The organism is Mesorhizobium mediterraneum (assembly GCF_002284565.1).
GTDB classification, from domain to species: Bacteria; Pseudomonadota; Alphaproteobacteria; order Rhizobiales; family Rhizobiaceae; genus Mesorhizobium; species Mesorhizobium mediterraneum.
On record NZ_NPKI01000005.1, the window covers coordinates 1 to 19,606 of the forward strand.

A 19,606-nucleotide genomic window follows, 5' to 3' on the forward strand; every position below is an offset into this window, starting at 1 on the left:
CGCCCAGACCGGCGAATATGGCGACATGATCGCCATGGGTATCGTCGATCCGGTCAAGGTCGTGCGCACGGCTCTCCAGGACGCGGCCTCAGTCGCCGGCCTGCTGGTCACCACCGAAGCCATGATCGCGGAGGCTCCGAAGAAGGACTCGGCTGGCGGCGGCATGCCAGGCGGCATGGGCGGCGGCGGTATGGGCGGCATGGGCGGCATGGATTTCTAAGGTCCACGCATTTCGACAATTTGGAAAGGGCGGCAAGCAATGCCGCCCCTTCTTCGTGCCCATTCCGCCAGTTGTCAGTGACTCGCAAGCCGGGTATATGCCCGCCAAGGTTGGTGCTTATGCTTGAACGGATTCTGCCTTTCTTCGTGGGGCTGGCTTTACTGTTGGGTAGCGGCTGCGCGCGCAGCGATGATGGTACGGTGATTATTCCGAGACCGCTTGATGCTAGGCGATTCTTTGACAAAGAGCCGCCCCACCTGCAGCAGCCACACATCGAAAACAGCGTGTTTCCGGTTGCGCCACAGGAGCCGGAAAGGCTCGAACCGCGCCGTACGGCAAGTCACAAGACATCAAACAGACGCGCATCGCGGATCGCAAGTCCTCCGCTTTCCTCTTATGAGCCGCACAAGCCGCTTGTCTGCAAGAACGTCAGCGAGCCCGGCAAGCGATACCGTGTGGTTTGCGAATAGGGCAATTGGTTTGGCCAGCGGTCTGCCCCTCAGGAGCCTCCCGGCGCCTTTCCGGATCAGGTTGTGCCCGGCCCGCTCGCGGTCGTCCATCAGGGCGATGTTGTGGATCGTGCGAAACAGCATCAGCCGTACAAAGCGCAGAACCACCAGTGGACCGTCTGCCACGCGGCATCAAATTGCCCCCCGGTGAATGAGGACGCAGACACGTCACGGACTATTGAGAAACCGGTCCATGATCTCGCCGAAAGCTGCCGCCGCCGCGGGTCTCCCGGCTGCATCCTCGGGTGATGCTCGAGTGAGGCCCGGCAACATGAGGACGATCGCTCATTCGGCTCGGCGTTTCGTGCCCATCCACCTTCTCCCACAGGGGAGGCTGGGATGCAGCGCCTTCAAAGTGAGGAACAAATCACCTTCGCCGCGAACCTTTCACATTGTCTCGCCACCACCACCGTCGATGAAGTTTCGGACTCGCGCGGGCCGAATCGGGGATCGGCATCGCAGACCATGCGATCGATCTCGTCCCGACGGTTGCCAAAATTGAAAACGAGGCATAATTGCCCAGACATCCAGCTGCTTCGGAGGCTTGCTATGACTTTTGCTCAATCGGTCGTGCGTTCTTTCGTCGGCTGAAGCCATTCATCCTGCTTTTCCTGTTGACTCAGTTCCTGGTCAGGCTGGCGCTGTCGCTGGTTTCGGCCAAAGACCTGTCTTTCCATCCGGCCGACTGGCTGGCTCCTTTCTTCACTGGCATCTGGTTCGATATCGTCACGCTGCTTCCAATCCTCGTGGTCTTTCTCCTCTTCCCGCTGCTCCTGCCAGTTTCGTGGGCCGGAAAGCGGTTTGACCGCGCAGTTGGGCTCTCGGGCTTCGCAATCTTCCTGTTTCTGATGGTCGTGCAGGGGGTCAGCGAGTATTTCTTCTGGGACGAATTCACGACGCGCTTCAATTTCATCGCGGTCGACTACCTCGTGTACACGCAGGAAGTGATCCAGAACATTATGGAGAGCTATCCGGTCGTGCCGCTGCTTGCCGGCATCGGCCTGTTGGCGGTCGGCGGGACCTATCTGCTCCGCCGCCAGGTGAAGGCAGGCTTCGCGCCGCATCCGCCGTTCATGAAGCGGCTGGCGGTCTTTGCGACGATAACGGGAATGGCCGCCGCCGGCGTATTGGTGACGCCCGATTCGATCACACGGCCGATGCCGAGCGCGATCGCCCGCGAACTCGGGGGCAACGGACTCTATGGTTTGGTTAGCGCCTTCTTCTCGAATGAGATCGATTTCGCGAATTTCTATCGGACCATACCCGAGAAACAGGCGGCCGAACGGACACGCGACCTTTTAGCGGAAGATCACGAGCCGTTCGAAAGCACCGATTTAAACGACATCACGCGTGACATTCGAGCCGAGGGGCCGATGCTGCGCAAGAACGTCATCCTGGTCGGCATGGAAAGCATGAGTGCGGAGTTCATGGGCACATTCGGCAATCCGAAAAGACTGACACCGAACCTTGACCGGCTGGCGTCTGAAGGCCTGCTTTTCACAGAAATGCGGGCGACCGGCACGCGCACCGTGCGCGGGCTTGAAGCGATCGCGCTTTCAGTCCCGCCGACCCCGGGGCAATCGATCCTGCGTCGCCCCGGCAACGACAATCTCTTCACCATTGGCTCTGTGTTCCAGGATTCGGGCTACGATACGCGCTTCCTCTATGGCGGCTACGGCTATTTCGACAACATGAACGCGTTCTTTTCCGGTAACGGCTTCGGTATCGTCGACCGCGCTACGATGGCGGCAGGCGATGTGCATTTCGCCAATGCGTGGGGCGTTAGCGATGAGGATCTCTATGACGAGGTGATCCGCCAAGCCGACGCCTCGGCGAAAGCCGGCAAGAACTTCTTCAGCTTCGTCATGAACACGTCAAACCACCGGCCCTTTACCTATCCAGCTGGCGCCATAGACATCCCATCACCGGGCGGGCGCGACGGGGCGGTCAAATATTCCGACTACGCGATCGGGGAACTGGTCAAGAAGGCATCGGCGAAACCGTGGTTCAGGGATACCGTTTTTGTCTTTGTCGCCGATCATACGGCAAGCGTCGCAGGCAAGGTCGAACTCGACATGAACAAATACCACATACCGTGCATCATCTGGTCGCAGGGCTTTGTCGAGCCCCGCCGGATCAACCGGCTGGCGAGCCAGGTGGATATTGCGCCGTCGCTGCTTGCCCTGCTGCAGGCTAGCTATCGCAGCCGCTTTTTCGGCGACGACCTGATCGAAGCGGACGAACCGGAGCGGCCGGTCTACATCTCCAACTACCAGAAGGTGGCCATGATCCTGCATGGCCGCACGACGATCCTTGAGCCCAAGAAGCAAATCGTCCAGATGAAGGGTGAGGAGGTGCAACCTGAAAGCGCCGTCGACCACAACGCGGTCGAAGATACCGTAGCTGTCTATCAATATGCCTCGCACTGGCGCGACATTTCACGCCGCATTCCAAGTGTTCTTGACAACGGCACGCTGGCACTCGGCCGATTCGGTGTGCATCGCCTGCCAAACCCGAAGCGACGCGCACCTCCGTCCAGGACCACACCCACCATACCGGTGCGCTAACAAAGCCACCGTGCCACAACGTCTTAGGAATGCCAGGTCTGCTCCGGTGATCGCCAAGAGGTGCGAGGACCTTAACAATCAAGACCCTTCGTGGCTCGCAACGGCAATGGCCGGAACGGGTCCAGCCTGTCGTGGAAAGTCATTGATGTGATAACGTGATTCCCGATCAGCGAGGTGAGTCGGGCTGAAGCGGTTTGTCGAGGGCGAGGATCGCCGGCAAGCGGCACTGCTTCCCGAGTGCCTGGACGATTACGTGACGCAGGACAATCCGGGGTGGCGACGGGTGCATCATGGATCTGCTACTTTCGCGCGTTGCAGTTTGGGAGACGCAGCACGCGTTGCCCCTGTCGACAAACTGAGCCCCTCGTGCTGGTGGCGGTGTTCTGAGTGACATTCCTCAAGGAACATCGTTGTCGAACTGGGCAGGGGTTGCCTTGATCGCAACAGGCGCCGTTCTGGTACGCTACAAAGGCTAACAGGAGGGCTATTCGCGGCGGCTTATTGCTCCGTCTTTAGGATCAGAACAGCCAAAAAAAGGTGGGCAGATAGCCAGCTACCTGGAGGTATTCGATGCCTTCGATGGCTGGAAAGATCGCCAGAAAATAGAGGGCATCGAAGAATGTGCTTCTTAATGCGCTCGTGGAGAACGTGTGCTGATGCTTGTCCTGATGCAGCCACGGCTTGGGCCAGAACCGCGGCGTCCTTGCCACATATGCTTCGAACTCCGGACCAAATTTGTCACGAAGAAACGTCTCTTCCTTTCGGGCAGTCATCCCGAAAACCGCATAGGTGCACACCCCCAGAGCGGATGCAACGATGAGCGATCCGAACATGAGGCCGATGCCGAATGCTCCGATCGTCGAAAACAGATATAGGGGATTGCGTGTGATCGAGTACGGCCCGCTAACTGCCAATTCGCTGTTCTTCCGCCCCCCGACATAGAGGATGCTCCACAACCTCCCGAGTATGCAGACGAGGATCAGAACAAAACCGATCATCTCGACGACCTCGTGAAGGCTAGATGCTTCATCCCAACCGGGGCGAGAGAATAGCAGCGAGCCAATCGCCGCTATGCTCAAGGCCCGGACGACCAAAAGTCTCTTCCGCTGATTAAATGGTTGCGGGGCAATGGAAGCGGACATCATGGTTCCTTCGACAAAGGCTTTTTCGGGGGCTCGCGCCAAGCAGTGCATCCAATGTCGACCGATCTGTCAGAAATGTGACGCGCTGTCCGTTTTCCTGGCGGCGACTGCTCGGTTTCAATGGCAAGCTGGATAGCCGATTGCGGTAGGCCTGACCCTTGGCAGATCCCTATGTCGGCAGCCCTTCGGAACTTGCCGGAAATTAAGGTCTCGGTGGATAAACCCGCATGGCTTTTGCTGGCAGGAAGACCGATGCGCGGGCGTGGATGGATCAAGGCGTTGCGTCAGGACGAGGCTCGGCAGGTGCGTGCGCGCATTGCGGAACTGGAGCGCGACCTCATAGCGCCCACACCTCAAGGACGCCATCGACGTCTCGAAGCCGGACATGAACTTCGCAATGCGAAGTCCCGCCTGGCGCGTCTCGAGGAATGCATCTCCGGAAATACCGGAGAAACATCGGCGTTAGCGGGAAGCTTCGCCGCTCTCAATGCTTGTAGCCGAACATCATCTCTCTGCTGCGGTCAAATCGATCCTTAGAAAATGCGGAATGGAAGGCGGTCCAGCCAGAGCGCGAATGGCTGGCCCCAGCACCAGGTTCAGTCGGCTTTGCAGTCCTGTACAAGGATTCCGAAAGCGACCTGTTGCCCGCGTCCCCCTGTGGTCACACTGCTCGTCGATAGGTCCAGAGTTGTGCGGGGGGAACATTGCGAACGACGAAATCATAGTGAGAAACGATGTAACGGTCGGGCATTTTGAGCACCGGTGACAGAAGACCGTAGGTGATTTGGATCACAGGTCGCCCGGCGGGGATTCGTGCAAGCAAATCCTCCAGCAGTGTGAGGCGCTGTTGCATCGGAAAGCTCAACATCGGCACTGCGCTTATGACACAATCGAACTTTTCCCGGCGCTCCCCCAGGGTTTCTTCCAGGGCAAACGCATTGCCCAAGCGGAAATCCACTCCCGGAAAGCGTCGCACCAGGCCCTCATAGAAATCCTTGGAATATTCGACCGAAGTCAACCGATGCGGTTTGATGCCTCTTTCCAGGATGGCCCTGGTGATGACACCAGTCCCGGCACCAAGCTCCAAAACCGGCAATCCAGAATGCGGGTTGACCACACTAGCCATGCGGCGCGCCGCATGGATCGACGTGGGCATGAGTGCGCCCACACCTTTCTTATCCTTCTGCCAACATTTGAAGAATTGCACTTCTTCCTCAAGTTTCTTGCCAAGGCGCTCTTTCAATCGAAAGACCATATCCGATCCCTTCTCCCGATCCGAGTCGGAGCGACTTTTTGTCGAAGTTTCGCCACATAAACAAGCCTGATTCACAGGGATGAATGCCGCGCTGGAGGCGCGAAACGCCCGCGCCGGCTAACACGCGCGTGTCCGCCATGATGACGTTTAATCGCTCAGATGCGCGCCAGTTCTTCCTGTATGGAAATCTTGGTCATGGCCTCGAGAGCTCCTCACGGCTCGTCGAGAAGCCGTATCTCCGGCTGCACCATCAGCGCCAGCGCGACGCACGCAGGGTTTCTCATCTGCTGCGCGCTTCGCCAGGCGCACAGCAGACAGCGAGGCCGCTACGGCCGCAAAAAACCCGCGACGGCGGCTCGATTCCGGGACCGGTCCGCCATTTTTGGCAGGTGATCCGTGCAAATGCGTGGCGTGGATCACCCCAGCTATCTCGTGGCCGCCCCATTACCAACGTCCTCTTTTCAACCGGCCGAGCCTCCCGACCGCCGGATCAATGATGACGATCCCCTCTGAATGGTTTTTTGAAGAGCCTGACGGTCTGCGCCGTCTTACCGTGGTTCCGGCTCTGCCATGGCCTTCCCTGCCGCGCAGGCGGCAAGGTGCTATCACTCTACTTTGCAATGGCCTTGGAAAATACGACAGCTGGACCATAATGATGAGGTTTAGGCAGAAGACTTTTCAGGGAACCCTTCAAAAAGGAAACAGCAGCTCTTCCGGTTCTTACGAGCCCGGCCGTTCCTATCGGCCGGTAATCATCGCAGGCTATAGTGCCTGTCCTTCCACTACCGGAGGCGAAGCGATTTTTCTGCTAGCAGCTTCACGCTGGGTCCTGTTCCAAGCCGAAGCTCGCTGGCAAGGCGCATAGGGCATCAGGAACCGCTTTCGGCGAGGACGTGAGTTGGCGCCGGTTAGAAACGCGACCTGCTCTGCGGCGCCCCAACCCGCCTCTTGTTGAGCGGCGCGTGCTCCGAATGAGCATTGGAGGCGAACAGCGTTTCCTTCGGGTGGCAAAGAACAGCACCTGATACTTTTATAGTCTACCAAATCACTGGACATACTAGCAGCGCAATTCGGAGCCTTCCCAAAACTGGAGCAAGACGATGGTGTTAGCTGTGGAGAGATTTTCAAGAAGGAGGTTTGGTGGGTTCGTGACCGCGTTCGCGGTAGGCTTGGTCGCTTCTTTCTCCCCCCTCATTGCCCAGGCGGGTAGTCCGGACGCGGGCAAGCTGCCGACCAAAATCCCGGCGGGCACTGTGCTTCGTATCGGCGATCCCGAGACGCAAAGGGCGCTGGAATTATCGGGGCTGATCGATCAACTGCCGTTCGAGGTCGAATGGGCCAATATCAGCGGTGGTCCACAGACAATCGAAGCCTTTCGCGCCAACGCATTGGACGTCGGATCCGTCGCCGACATTCCGCCCATCCACGCGACCTGGACGGGGCTCAAGGTCAAGATCATTGCCGCGAAGTTCCGCAAGGAACCGGTTGCGCACCCGATCTATCAACTCGGCATTGCACCGGGAGTCGAGGTCAGGACGCTCGCGGATTTGCGCGGTAAGCGGATTGCTTTCAGCCCCGGTCAGGCACAAGGCGCGCTGGTGTTGAGGGTCCTGCAGGCCGCCAGCCTGGAAAAGGAGGATGTAGATCTCATCGAACTGCCCAGCAAAGGCGATGCCTATCCAGTGGCACTTGCCGGCAAGCAAGTCGACGTCGCGCCGATCTCGGGCGTCCTCATCAAGCGCTATCTGCGCCAGTATGGCGCCGACGGCGCTGCCACTATCCCGCACGGCTTGCGCGATGATCCAGCCCATCTCTATGCCCCACAAGCCGTGCTTGACGACCCGGCCAAAGCCGCCGCTCTCGGCGAATATGTGCGCTACTGGGCGCTAGCCGCCCGTTGGGTGGAAGAGCATCCCAAGGAGTGGATCGAGGGGTACTACGTCGCCACCCAGGGCCTCAACACAGAAGATGGCCAGTATCTGATCGACGCTGATGGTCAGTTCGACATCCCCTCCGACTGGAACGACGTGATCGTGCGCCAGCAGGCGACGATCGATCTCCTGGCCAAGGAGTTGAACAAGCCCGCGATCAAGGCCGAGGACCTGTTCGACAGGCGCTTCGAGGCGATCGCCACAAACGCGCTGAACGCCTCCTGACGCCTGCTTCCCGAGACCGGAGACGACACCGATGAACGCATTCTCGAACACCGCTGCGGTTGCACCCAACATTCCCTACGCAACGGATGAAAGGGCGCTGATTTCGCCTGCGGCCGAGCCCCGCGAGACCGGGACGAGGCGACTCGCACTTGGGCGAACGATCCCGTTTGGCGCGCTGATCGGGCCTGCACTTCTTCTTGTGATCTGGTCCATCGGCAGTATCGCCGGTCTGATCGATCCTAGAACGCTGCCGGCGCCTTGGTCGGTTGTCGGCACCGCCATCGATCTCATCGCAGAAGGGAAGCTTCAGCATCATTTGATGACGTCTGCCTGGCGGGCAGCACAGGGGCTGGTGTTCGGTGTCCTGATCGGGACCATCCTTGCTCTCATTTCAGGTTTGTCGCGGCTTGGTGAGGCCATCATCGACGGCCCTGTTCAGATCAAGCGGGCGATACCGACGCTCGCTCTGATTCCGCTGCTGATGCTGTGGTTCGGCATCGGCGAGGGCATGAAAGTAACGACCATCGCGCTGGCTGTCCTGATCCCGATCTATATCCAGACCCACAGCAGCTTGCGCAGCATAGACAGCCGTTATGTCGAACTGGCCCAGACCTTGCGAATGGGCTACGGCGAATTCATCCGCCAGGTCATCCTGCCCGGCGCCCTTCCAGGGTTCTTCCTTGGCCTGCGTTTTGCGGTGACCTATGCCTGGCTGTCTCTGGTGGTGGTGGAACAGGTCAATGCCACCAGCGGCATCGGCTACATGATCGATCTCGCACGCAACTACGGCCAGACCGACATCATCATCGTCGGCCTTGTCGTCTACGCATTGCTCGGTCTAGCCTCCGACGGCATCGTCCGCTTCTTCCAGGAAAGGTCCCTGTCATGGCGTCGCACCTTGGCGGATTGAGCGGCGCGCCGGTGGTGCGGGTCGAGAGCCTTGTGAGACGTTTCGGCCCGCGAACCATCCTCGACGGCCTCAGCCTCGACATCGAGAGGGGGGAGTTCGTCGCCCTTCTCGGCCGTAGCGGGTCGGGCAAGAGTACATTGCTGCGCGCGCGCGCCGATCTCGACGACAAAGTCTCCGGCTCCGGCCGACTCGAAACACCCGACAAGAAATCGGTGGTGTTCCAGGATGCCCGGCTGTTGCCATGGAAACGAGTGCTGGAGAATGTGGTTTTTGGCCTCGACCTGCCGGAAGCCGCCGAACGCGGACGGGTAGCTCTCGAAGAGGTTGGCCTGAGCGGCCGCGAGAACGCGTGGCCGGTCGAACTCTCTGGTGGCGAGCAGCAGCGGGTGGCATTGGCGCGCTCGCTGGTTCGTGATCCTGAGCTGCTGCTAGCGGACGAGCCGTTCGGCGCGCTCGACGCGCTGACCCGCCTGCGCATGCACGATCTGCTGCGCCAGCTCTGCGCCCGTCACCAGCCGGCCGTGCTGCTGGTTACCCATGATGTGGACGAAGCCGTAACGCTGGCGGACCGGGTTTTGGTGCTCGACAATGGCGGGATCGCCGCCGACATCGCGATCGATATCCCCACGCCACGCGATCACGGCGATCGCCGGTTCGGCGAGATCCGCTCCCAACTTCTGCGTCATCTCGGCGTCGAGACAAAGCCTGTGTTGCCCGTCTGAACGGCCCCCCAAGACCTGTCGCTCAGCATCACCACCCAGGAGGACGAACTATGCCCGCCGAAAAACGACAGTTGAACCTCAACCTTTTCATCTATCCTGGCGGCCATCATGAAGCCGGCTGGCGCTACAAGGATTCCGCCCCTGAGAGAGTGCTGGATATCGCCTATTATCAGGAACTGGCGAAAAAGGCCGAGGCGAGCAAATTCGACGCGCTGTTCTTTGCCGATGGGCCCGCGCTTGCCGACAACATTCGCTATGCAAGCCGCTTCAGACTGGAGCCGCTGACATGGATTTCGGCTCTCGCTGCTGTGACGGAACGCATCGGCTTCATCGCCACCGCCTCGACCACCTACAACGAACCCTACAACCTGGCCCGGCTGTTTGCTTCTGTTGATCATCTAAGCGGCGGGCGTGCCGGTTGGAATATTGTCACGACGGGCGATGCGTCCGCAGCGTTGAATTTCGGCTTTGACCGACATCCAACCCACGCCGACCGTTACGAGCGCGCAAGCGAATTTGTTGATGTGGTGACTAAGCTCTGGGACAGCTGGGAGGACGCCGCGCTAATCGCGGACCGGCAGTCCGGTATATTTGCCGACACCGACAAGATCCATCCAATCAACCACATCGGAAAATATCATCGTGTGAAGGGACCGCTCACGCTTCCGCGTTCTCCGCAGGGCCGTCCGGTCTACGTCCAGGCAGGTTCGTCGCAAGACGGACGGTCATTCGCAAGCCGCTATGCCGAGGCGATATTTACAGCACATCAGACACTCGGCAACGCGCAGGAATTTTATGCCGACATCAAAGCGCGCGTGAAGTCGGTTGGCCGCAACCCTGACCACGTCAAGGTCTTGCCCGGCATCAGCCCCTTCATCGGTTCCACCGAGGCGGAAGCCCGCGCGCTGCATGACGAGTTCAACGAGCTGACGCAGCCGGAATATTCTCTTCACCAGCTACGCCGCATCGTAGACGCCGACCTTTCCAGCTACGATCTGGACGGGCCATTTCCGCGCGAGCTTATCCGCATCGAGGGCGAGCGTGGTGCGAGCAGCCGCTTCCACGTCGTACTCGACATCATCGAGCGCGAGAATCCAACCATCCGCCAGTTGCTCCACCGCCTCGCCGGGGCGCGCGGCCATTGGGTCCAGGCCGGGACGCCCGAACAGATCACCGACAAGATCCAGGAATGGTTCGACAATGGCGCCGCGGACGGCTTCAATATCATGCCGCCGTATCTGCAGGGCGGGTTCGACATATTCGCCGAGGAAGTGGTGCCGCTCTTGCGCAAGCGCGGACTTTTCCGGCACGACTATGACGGGGCTACGCTGAGGGACCATTTCGGTTTGCCGCGCCCGGAAAATACGTTCAGCCGGCCGCACCGCCTGAGCCACCTTCGCATCGGGCATTCAACCTCAAAGCGTTACGCCAACACATAATAGTTTGTGGGGCCGCCAGGGAGACCCGCGCGATCATGACAGCCGCCATTTCCGCGTATCGCGACCCGACTGCCGGCACGGCTCCGATCAGGTCCCTTGCGAATTATCGGCGGCGGTGCCAGCTGCGTCCTGATGGCCGCGCTTGAGGAGATTCGGGCCGGACGGGTCTACGACTGCCGGCCTGATCGCGGATCCGGGCAAGAGCACCCACCCCCCCTGATCCGGTCCCTGCTCGCCACAGGTCTGGCGCGGACGGATAGGCTTCACCTCGACATCGCCACCGATGGCGCACTGATCAACCGGGATGGAAGGCACAGCGACTTGTTGTACGTGTTGGCCCCTTATACGATGAGCGCATCTATCCGCTGATGCGCATCTGGTTCTTCGAGCGCGAGCGTTTCGATGAGGAATATTCCCGTCTGCGGGCCGGGTGGGTACGTGACAAACCCGATGAATGCCAACCTGATTTGTTTGCTGGTTGATGTAACCTTGACCTCTTGCGAATAAGCTTTGACCGGACTGGCAAATGATGCCCATTGGATTTTATCGGGCATGTATTGTGCGCTGGCTTGTCAATTGAACAAGGAACGGCGAACCTTGCTTCGCCGTTTCGAACCTAGAGCGATATCTTGCGCCCAAACTACGCCGTCCAGCTCACCGCATTGCCCGACGAACGTCTCGAAGCCTTTGTCAACGACTGGCTTGCGAACCGTACGAAGGACTACAACTCACACGAGCGTTGGTCCGGCACCGGCGATATGGGACGCGATGTCGTGGCTTACGTCACAGATCAGCGGCATGAAGGCCCTTGGGACAACTTCCAGTGCAAGCAACTCGGTGCCCGTCTATCGGAAAAGGCGGCGTTTGTTGAGCTGGGCAAAATCTTCATGCACGCAGCGAAGGGTGAGTACACGCTGCCGCGCTCCTATACGTTCGTCGCCCCTCGAGGGGTTGTGCGCAACGTTCAGGCCTTCATTGCACATCCGGAACGCTTCAGGCAGGCCTTCCTCGATCGGTGGGCCACCGGCATAGCCGGGGAGTTGGTCGAGAATGCAAGCGTCCCTTTGAGCGAGGAGATCCGCTCGGCAATAAATGCTTTCGACTTTACCCAAGTGTATTCTCTGGACGCCGTCCGTCTCGTCGATGACAGCCACGCGAAGACTGTGCTCGTGAAATGGTTCAACGATGATCCGGGACCTTCGCCGCTTGGCGTGGCACCTGACCAGTTGCAAGATCACGAATCTGCTTACATCAGTCAGCTGGTCGATATTTATGGCGAGTGCGCCGGATCAAAGTTCGAGAACCCGGCTGCGGTTCTACAGGACGCTCGGTGGGGCACCCATTTGCGTGATCAGCGAACTCGGTACTTCGACGCGGCCGAGTTCGATCGTTATTATCGTGACTCGACCCCTCCGGACTATCTTTCGACGTTCAAGGATGAGGTTTATCACGGGGTTTCGGATGTCTATACGGAGTCCAACGGTGGCGGCCTGGAACGTGTGACAAGGGTGCTGTCGCAGGCGGCTACCATCCAAGCTTCCGGGGTGTTAGGACGCCACGCGCGGGTGCAGGTCAAACAAGGTACCTGTCATCATTTCGCGAATGAGGGGCGGCTTCCGTGGAAGTGATCAGCGAGGGACGGCAACCTAGTCATCCTTTCAACAGCACCCTCGAGACCGGCATCCGAGCGGTGATGCTGTTGGAAGCATTTTATCCGCGTCAGTGTGATCTGATCGAAATGACTTGGCTGGACCACTTGGTCGTTCATACGGCTGACCTCGATGGAGAGGACGTGCCCCCCAGTCTCCATCCGGACTTGCCGAATCGCACCGGTGAACTCTTCGTTCGTCGTCAGCTGATGGAGAAGAGCTTGCGCATCATGCAGCAGGTGCATCTCGTTGACGTCGTGGAAACAGACCTTGGCGTCACGTTTGTCGCCAGCGAGGATGCGCCAACCTACCTAGACCTGCTTCAGTCCGACTATTCGATGGCACTCAAAGAGCGTGCCCGCTGGATTGCCCAGCGCTTTGCTGGAATGGCGACGGTCGAAATCAAAGCTGTGATTGAGGCCAAGATCGGCCGCTGGACCGCCGAATTCCGCGCAGATCACGCCCCCACCGGCAGTAGCGCATAATGGCGAGCGGCATCACGATTCGTCACCTGGTTTTCACAGGACCATCAGTCGCGCCGGCTGAACTGTCGTTCAACGATGGCCTCAACATAGTTTACGGAGCCTCCAACACCGGCAAGTCGTTTACGACCAAGGCGCTAAACTTCATGCTGGCAGCGACCAAGGAATTGCCCAAAACTGAGGAAATCACGCACTACGATGCTGTTTGGCTAGGACTGACGCTCTCTAGCGACCGAGACGTCACACTTTATCGGGCTACAAAGGGCGGCGCGTTCCGTGTGCACGATGGGTTGATCAAGAATACACCCTCTGCGGCGGGGGCCATCCTTCAAGGTAAATTCGACGCCAAGCGAAGCGACAACGTTTCATATTTCCTCCTGGAGACGCTTGGCCTTGCGAACAAGGTAATCGTCAAAAGCGCGAACGCGGAAAAAGATACTCTCTCGATCCGCTTGCTATCTCCGTACGTCGTTGTGTCGGAGGAAGACATCATTTCCGAGAGAAGTCCCGTCCTCTATTCTGGAATTCCCAGTCAGCGGACGTTTGAACGGAACTTGTTCCGCCTGCTTCTAACCGGCAACGACGATGGCGCGGCTGTTACCGTTGCAGGTAAAAAGGAGAAAAGTGTCGCCCGAACTGCAAAGGTTGAGTTGGTCGATGAGATGATCGCTCAACTTGATGAGGAGATTGGCGAGGGTGGGCCGACGCGTGAGGAGCTCACCGAACAGCTCAGAAAGATCGAAGGATCCCTAGGCTCCCTGCATGACAACTTGCGTCAGGCTCAAAACAATCTTGACAGCCTTGTGACCGAGCGTCGGCAGCTTGTGGAAACCCAACGCGACCTGGTTTCTCGATTTACGGAACTCGAAGTGACGCTGCAGCGCTTCGGCCGTCTTAGTGAGGTCTACAAGTCCGACATTGCCCGGCTACAGGCTTTGGAGGAGGGCGGATTCATACTGGTCACTATGGCGGAACGCGATTGTCCGGTCTGCGGGGCGCCGCCTGGTGTCCAGCGGCGCAATCATGCCGCAGATGAGATCGCCCTTGCTCACAGGGCTGCTGCCGCCGAGGTGAGGAAGATTCAGATTGAGCAGCGTGAACTAGGTCAGACGATAACATCGCTTGAGGCCGAGGCAACGGGCTTGCGAAGCAGGTCTGCAAAGTTGTCGGACGAGATTGATCGTGCTGGGAAAAGAATAGAGGACGCTCGGCCCAAAGAAATCGCTGCACGTCACCTCTACGAAGAACTCTCTGCCACCAAGGCACGGATTGATCGAGCGGAAGACCTTTACGAGAGAAGGGACCGTCTCGTAGTTCGTCGATCCCAGATCGAAGAGAAGGCTTCTGAGGGCAAGGCAGACAAACTCGACGTGGGTGTGGATAGCACAATTGCCTACACATTCGGAGAGGTCGTGCGAGAAGTATTGACGGCTTGGAAATTTCCGCAAGCCGACCGCGCGCAGTTCGATATTGAAACGAACGATGTTACCATCGGAGGTAAGCCCAGGTCGGCGAACGGAAAAGGCGTCCGGGCCATCTTGCATGCCGCATTCAATGTTGCGGTGCTTCTCTTCTGCCGGCGCCGAGATTTGCCACATCCCGGCTTTTTGGTTCTAGACACACCGCTTCTCACATATCGCGAGCCGATGAAGAGCAAGCACGGCGAGCTTTCAGCCGACGAGGAAGAACTTAAGAAAACAAGCCTTGCGACGCACTTCTATGAACATCTCGCTGGCCTGAAAAACCTGGCGCAGATCATCATAATTGAGAATTCCGACCCCCCGAACGGAATTCGGCCTCTAGCCAAAATTGAGACCTTTACCGGCGTGGACGGTGAAGGCAGATACGGTCTTTTCCCTAAGCTGGGTTAGCCCCAAACTCAAACCCGTGCACGTACAGTTGACCCACGAGGATACCTCGCGGCGGCACCGGGCATTGCGAACAAAACAAGAATCTGGGATCGTCCAAAGTGATAGCTTGGGATGATTCGAACTGTGACTGCCACCGCTACATGCAACGCTTTCAACTCGCCTCTGCTCAGTCTAACGTCTCGCTTGGTCATGGCACTTGCCCTTCCACGGGAATCGGTGATCGCAACGTCACCAGCGTGCCATGGCCGCCCCTCGCCTCAGAGTAAGGGCCTTTCTCTCTCCAGAGCTTTTTGCAGAACCTTCAGGATACTATCTAAGCAAGCTGCCCCAACAGTTTTTAGTAAACACTTCAGTGTTGTTTGACGACAATGCCGGCGAGAGAGACGCAATGCATGTTGGCGCATTTTATGAATTTTTTGCGGGGCGGGATGGCGCGGGCCGGATTGGGTGTGGTCTTGCCTATTCGCCTTGAGCCGAGAAAAGCGGCGGGCTACGCCGCTAACTTGGGCGGCGAGATTGACGATCGGCGACGTCGCTAAGGTCGGTGTCGCCCAATTCCCCTGACGCAGATAGACCCGACGCCGACGGTGACCAAGGGCATCGCGCATAATTGTTGTTTAACCTACTTTCGACGCGATGCACTCAGTTCGTCAGTGTGGAATCGCAGTTCCGTCCCCGTCCAAGTCTCCCTTTGTGTCCTCTTCGTCCTCGGCTCCTTCCTCTACTAGGCTCTCGCCGCCGAGTTTCTCGAAGCGTCTTTCCGCCAGCCAGTTCATGCGCCTAGTCTGGGTCACGAGCACACGTCGAAGGCCCATCTTCACCTCGCGTTCGGAGATGACCTGCGACAGCTTGGACACGATGAGCGCCCGACGTGCCAAACGGGTGTCCGGATGGCCGCGCAACTCCTGGATCCGGTCGGAGACAATCGAACCACGCATGGAAGGCGGCTCGGTGATTTCTACAGTCGGCGCCGGCGGGTCCTTCTCATTCAGGATCGCCTTGAACTTGCTCTCGTTGCGTAGCCGAGTGAAGACAAGGTGCTCGAGCGCGTTTAGGTGCGCATTCGCCGTTTTAAAGTCAGAGTGCTTCGACCCCACGGCCTCGAACTGCGGCAGTGGCCAGACCTGTATCTCCGCCACCTCAAAAGGGTCCAACACCGACATCGCCACAGCGTCGGTGCGCTGGTTCGTGAGGTGGCGCCCGACGCGGCCGGAAACCTTCTCCTTGGTCTGGCCGACGTAGATCGGCTCCCCGTCGTAGTCGTAGAACGCGTATACTCCCCAGCGATAGCTGCCGACGGGACGCTTCTCACCCGAGGGGTCGTCGTAGAGAGTTTCGCGGAAGAACTTCCGAATGGCCTTACGCAGCTCGTCCGTTTCGAGCGGCGGTGTTTTCGTGCTGTCTGTTGTGCTGTTCGGGAGTTTCGCCATGTTGTCCCTCGGTCGCTCGGAGGACCGGCTCGAACAGGTGCTGCGCCAGAAAGCGAACGACCGGAACTGCCACCCCGTCCCCTGTAAGGTGGTAGCCTTCATTGTATGCGCGAGGCAACTTGTAGCCGTCCGGAAGTCCCATGAGCCGTGCGGTCTCCCTCGCGCTGATCAAGCGCGACCGGACACGGGCGCCGTCCACGACCATGATCGTCTGCCGGGACGACCCTCCCGTCGGTGTGCGCAGGCAACCCGCGATCTCGTCGAAGCGCACTTCCGCTCTTACAGCTTTCCCGTTAGGATTCTGCGGTCTCGTCCGCTTGTAGACGGTCCCCACCATGCGGCGCCTGGCCCGCTTCGCGGCCTCAAGCTTCGCGATATTCACCGGAGACATCTGGGCGATCAGCCGCGCGGTCTGTTCCGTGGTGTGCCATTCGACGCTCGAGGGATTTTCTTCGACGAGGTCGGCGAAGCATGTGTTGCGGACAGGCGGAGAAGGAAGATTCCACCACAGCCACCGCTTCCGCGCCTTTGCAGGAATCCTTGCGACCGCGTTTTGAAGGCCGCGGGAATGGAAGGGCGCCACCGGCTCCGGCGATAGCATGGCCTCGTGGACCTCGAAATCCCCCCGGACGCCGATGACGAAGAGCCTTGGGCGACTCTGCGGGACAAAAAGTTTTGCGTCGATGACCATAGCGCCATAGCGGTAGCCCGCTTTCGCGAAAGTCTCGGCGATCGCCACGAAGTCAGCGCCTCCGTGGCTGGTCAGAGTCCCGTTAACGTTTTCCAGCGCGATGATCTTCGGACCGCGGCCCTCTGCGATCAGGCCGTTCATAATCGTCCAGAACGGATAGAAGGTTCCCGAACGCTCGCCTTTCAATCCAGCGCCGCCTCCGGCAAGCGACAGATCCTGACAGGGGAATGACCCCCAAGCTAAGTCGGCAGTGCCGGGGAGCTTGTCGATCTTGACTTGCCGAATATCACCGATAGTCAGCTCGCCGCCGGTCCCCCAGTTGACCTGATACGTCAGGCCTTTTTTTACATCGAAATCGTTAGCGAAGGCACACTGCCACTCTGGACCAAGTCCGGCACGCGCCATCCCTCCGCCGGCGAAAAACTCATAAAATGTCCGCATGATCTCCCCGTGATTCGCGCGTAATGCTAGCATACCCCACGCCGAAAATGGTTTACGGTTTGTTCTCATCCGTAACATGCTCACCATGAATTTTCCATGACTGCGAACGTTGATCCTGCCAGAAGCCGACAAATGTCCTTGGTCCGGTCAACCGGCACAAAACCGGAGATGGCCGTCCGCCGCCTCGCGCACGCACTCGGCTATCGCTTCAGGCTGCACCGCAAGGACTTGCCCGGGAAGCCCGACTTGGTGTTCTCCCGGCGACAGGCCGTCATCTTCGTACACGGGTGCTTCTGGCACGGACATGGGTGCAAGCGCGGCGCGCGTATGCCGAAAAAAAACCGGGAATACTGGTCGGCGAAGATCGCGAGGAACGTCGAGCGCGATGCCGAGAGCGTCGCAGCGATCGAGGCCGACGGATGGCGGGTCCTAGTGATCTGGGAATGCGAGATGAAAGACGCGGACCGCCTTGCTCGCCGACTCGCCGACTTCCTGGGCAAGCATGCTTCTTAAAAATCCCGGAGTGGCTGACTCCCTTTCTTTACCTCGGTTTCAAGATCTAACATGTTCGTCAATAATCTTACTGCGTCATAAATACCGTTCAATTGATGAAAGGCTGCATTTTCTATTGTGGCGTTTTTCGCACAAACAATTCGACGCAAATCGGGCATGGTGGCCCTTACTTTCCGCAGCGATCACAGCGCGGAATCAGATAATGCATCCGAAAGTTGGCGTAGAGCTCACGGTGACGGATGCCGAAAACTGCCTCATGGCGATATGAATGCGACAGATGCCCTTTTCCTGACAGCCTTCGGCAAACCTTGGCCCAAAGCGAAAAAAGGTCTTCATTCATCTGAGACGGTCTGATCACGGCCCATGCCGTGCCGCCGGCAAGGCAAAGCAAGGATTACTACGTTGCCACGTGACACTCGATCTTTCGCCCACGGAGACCAATGAAATCCGACCTGAATAGCCAAACGACCCCTACGCCCGATATCGCGCCCTCCCGTGATTTCGCGCAGATTGACAGGGTGAACTCGGCAACGAAATTGGCACCCTGTCGCGTCACCTTGAGCTCCTTCTGGATCATGGTGGTGGAGACCAGCGGCCGCGACAACAGCAACTCGATCAGCCGCGGCAGTTTGAGCTCGATGCGTCGCTCCATCTGCTCCCGGGCTATCACACTGCTAGGCACCGGGGCCTTTTATGAATGTGCGGTCTTTCCAGATGGATGGTCTTACAGTTCTCCGGACGCGCAAGCGACAACGAGGCGCGCACATCTTACCTACACTCCAGTGAGAAGGTGTTATCCACGCGCAGTGCGCTTGGAATCCACATATCGGGGGTCGGGCGAAATTCAGCGGAATCGGTCCATTGGAACGTCGGCGATGGATCAGGAGCCAACGCTTGGAGCGCGCCGCTGCTAAGTTCACGGACCTCCTCTACATGAGGGGCTATGATGGTTCGTTCCACCATTACACTTGACGAAAATATCACCTGAATGAGTCGCCATTCGGACCCGAACTTTGCTGCTTTGTCGAATTCGTTGCGCGACACGAATACACGGTCTGCGGTGGCTCTTACGCACGCCTTCACCTCCAAGCGCTCGGTAGCAGAGGCCCGACGGTTCTCAATGTCGTAGCCGTACCAATCAGAGAGGAGCGCCACATGCACCGGTGAGTATCTCTCATAACGAAGGGCCGACATGATTGCGAGTTCGCCAGCATTGCCGAGCATCTTTCTGCGCTCGTCAAAGGCCGCACGTGTTAGCCGATGATGTATTTCGACGAGCAGCGGTTCCAGGTCCGGCCCAACCCAGGAAAGGGCTTCTAGGTCACTGTCGGGAATGAATTCTGGGGCCAGACGCCCGTCGACAATTGCAGCTCCAATCCACGCCGGAGGGCATCTCTGCAGCAAGAGACGGGCAATGCCCAACAGACTATGTCGATCAGCCTTGCTGTCGAAAGCGGCAAGTACGGGATTGATCGCGACGACATCGGTTATGCTAGCGAGGTTGATATCTACGAGCAGCCTCGCGGTACCTAGGTGTTTGATCCCGGACTTTAATGGCGCATCATTGCCGTCCGAATCAAAGGATGCGCTATGGGACAGGTTCTACACC

The 19,606-nt window shown here is 58.6% G+C and carries 17 protein-coding genes and 2 pseudogenes; 12 read left to right on the forward strand and 7 right to left on the reverse strand.

Annotation, left to right across the window (positions count from 1 at the left end; translation table 11 throughout):
* The 3 genes and pseudogenes from groEL to CIT25_RS37350 all read left to right on the forward strand — a co-directional run.
* Positions 1-220, forward strand: a pseudogene (gene groEL / locus CIT25_RS02255) (chaperonin GroEL); the annotation flags it as partial.
* A gap of 1,024 nt (positions 221-1,244) precedes the next feature.
* Positions 1,245-3,296, forward strand: coding sequence for an LTA synthase family protein (locus CIT25_RS02265; protein ID WP_095482952.1), 2,052 nt, complete (start codon positions 1,245-1,247; stop codon positions 3,294-3,296).
* Between the two features lie 267 nt (positions 3,297-3,563).
* Positions 3,564-3,772 (forward strand): annotated as a pseudogene (locus tag CIT25_RS37350) (EamA family transporter); the annotation flags it as partial.
* 42 nt (positions 3,773-3,814) lie between these two features.
* Here the strand turns inward: CIT25_RS37350 and CIT25_RS02275 are convergent.
* Positions 3,815-4,480, reverse strand: a complete 666-nt coding sequence (locus tag CIT25_RS02275; protein WP_337127107.1) for a methyltransferase family protein — start codon at positions 4,478-4,480, stop codon at positions 3,815-3,817.
* Positions 4,481-4,609: 129 nt separating this feature from the next.
* Here CIT25_RS02275 and CIT25_RS37355 point away from each other — a divergent pair, with 129 nt between their 5' ends.
* On the forward strand, positions 4,610-4,975 hold the full coding sequence (locus CIT25_RS37355) for a hypothetical protein (RefSeq protein ID WP_245329741.1): 366 nt from the start codon (positions 4,610-4,612) through the stop codon (positions 4,973-4,975).
* Positions 4,976-5,099: 124 nt separating this feature from the next.
* Here the strand turns inward: CIT25_RS37355 and pmtA are convergent, their stop codons facing one another.
* Positions 5,100-5,693 carry a phospholipid N-methyltransferase PmtA gene (gene pmtA / locus CIT25_RS02285; protein WP_095482953.1) on the reverse strand — a complete coding sequence of 198 codons (594 nt, stop codon included), beginning with the start codon at positions 5,691-5,693 and terminating at the stop codon, positions 5,100-5,102.
* 1,103 nt (positions 5,694-6,796) lie between these two features.
* Between pmtA and CIT25_RS02290 the strand changes: the two genes are divergently transcribed.
* The 4 genes from CIT25_RS02290 to CIT25_RS02305 are packed head-to-tail and all read left to right on the forward strand — an operon-like array spanning position 6,797 to position 10,920.
* The gene (locus CIT25_RS02290; RefSeq protein WP_245329743.1) at positions 6,797-7,849 is read left to right on the forward strand and encodes an ABC transporter substrate-binding protein; all 1,053 of its coding nucleotides are present in this window, start codon (positions 6,797-6,799) and stop codon (positions 7,847-7,849) included.
* A 31-nt stretch (positions 7,850-7,880) separates the two neighbouring features.
* Positions 7,881-8,759, forward strand: a complete 879-nt coding sequence (locus CIT25_RS02295; RefSeq protein ID WP_095482955.1) for an ABC transporter permease — start codon at positions 7,881-7,883, stop codon at positions 8,757-8,759.
* Complete coding sequence (locus CIT25_RS02300) at positions 8,735-9,481, forward strand: ABC transporter ATP-binding protein (RefSeq protein WP_095482956.1); 747 nt, start codon at positions 8,735-8,737, stop codon at positions 9,479-9,481. Before CIT25_RS02295 ends, CIT25_RS02300 begins: the two co-directional genes overlap by 25 nt.
* A gap of 50 nt (positions 9,482-9,531) precedes the next feature.
* Entirely contained in the window at positions 9,532-10,920 is a 1,389-nt protein-coding gene (locus CIT25_RS02305; RefSeq protein ID WP_095482957.1) for an LLM class flavin-dependent oxidoreductase, read from the forward strand.
* A 341-nt stretch (positions 10,921-11,261) separates the two neighbouring features.
* Here the strand turns inward: CIT25_RS02305 and CIT25_RS36125 are convergent, their stop codons facing one another.
* Positions 11,262-11,474 (reverse strand): hypothetical protein, encoded by a 213-nt coding sequence (locus CIT25_RS36125; protein WP_128177658.1) that lies wholly within the window; start codon positions 11,472-11,474, stop codon positions 11,262-11,264.
* 75 nt (positions 11,475-11,549) lie between these two features.
* On the opposite strand from CIT25_RS36125, the gene CIT25_RS02315 reads away from it, so the two are divergent.
* The 3 genes from CIT25_RS02315 to CIT25_RS02325 are packed head-to-tail and all read left to right on the forward strand — an operon-like array spanning position 11,550 to position 14,922.
* Entirely contained in the window at positions 11,550-12,548 is a 999-nt protein-coding gene (locus CIT25_RS02315) for an ABC-three component system protein (protein WP_095482959.1), read from the forward strand.
* A complete protein-coding gene (locus CIT25_RS02320) occupies positions 12,539-13,054 on the forward strand; it encodes an ABC-three component system middle component 2 (RefSeq protein WP_245329742.1) in 516 nt (171 codons plus the stop codon). The genes CIT25_RS02315 and CIT25_RS02320 overlap by 10 nt, the downstream gene beginning before the upstream one ends.
* Complete coding sequence (locus CIT25_RS02325) at positions 13,054-14,922, forward strand: coiled-coil domain-containing protein (protein WP_095482961.1); 1,869 nt, start codon at positions 13,054-13,056, stop codon at positions 14,920-14,922. Before CIT25_RS02320 ends, CIT25_RS02325 begins: the two co-directional genes overlap by 1 nt.
* Positions 14,923-15,572: 650 nt before the next feature.
* Here the strand turns inward: CIT25_RS02325 and CIT25_RS02330 are convergent.
* Positions 15,573-16,352: a GIY-YIG nuclease family protein gene (locus CIT25_RS02330; RefSeq protein ID WP_095482962.1), complete on the reverse strand. Its 780-nt coding sequence runs from the start codon at positions 16,350-16,352 to the stop codon at positions 15,573-15,575.
* Complete coding sequence (locus tag CIT25_RS02335) at positions 16,282-17,484, reverse strand: DNA cytosine methyltransferase (protein WP_095482967.1); 1,203 nt, start codon at positions 17,482-17,484, stop codon at positions 16,282-16,284. The genes CIT25_RS02330 and CIT25_RS02335 overlap by 71 nt, the downstream gene beginning before the upstream one ends.
* Before the next feature lie 96 nt (positions 17,485-17,580).
* Here CIT25_RS02335 and CIT25_RS02340 point away from each other — a divergent pair, with 96 nt between their 5' ends.
* Positions 17,581-17,997 (forward strand): very short patch repair endonuclease, encoded by a 417-nt coding sequence (locus CIT25_RS02340; protein ID WP_095482963.1) that lies wholly within the window; start codon positions 17,581-17,583, stop codon positions 17,995-17,997.
* A gap of 397 nt (positions 17,998-18,394) precedes the next feature.
* Here CIT25_RS02340 and CIT25_RS02350 read toward each other — a convergent pair whose 3' ends face one another.
* Together CIT25_RS02350 and CIT25_RS02355 are read right to left on the reverse strand one after the other, a co-directional pair.
* Positions 18,395-18,649, reverse strand: coding sequence for a helix-turn-helix domain-containing protein (locus tag CIT25_RS02350; protein WP_095482968.1), 255 nt, complete (start codon positions 18,647-18,649; stop codon positions 18,395-18,397).
* Between the two features lie 116 nt (positions 18,650-18,765).
* Positions 18,766-19,419: a protein NO VEIN domain-containing protein gene (locus tag CIT25_RS02355; RefSeq protein WP_095482965.1), complete on the reverse strand. Its 654-nt coding sequence runs from the start codon at positions 19,417-19,419 to the stop codon at positions 18,766-18,768.
* Between the last annotated feature and the right edge of the window lie 187 nt (positions 19,420-19,606).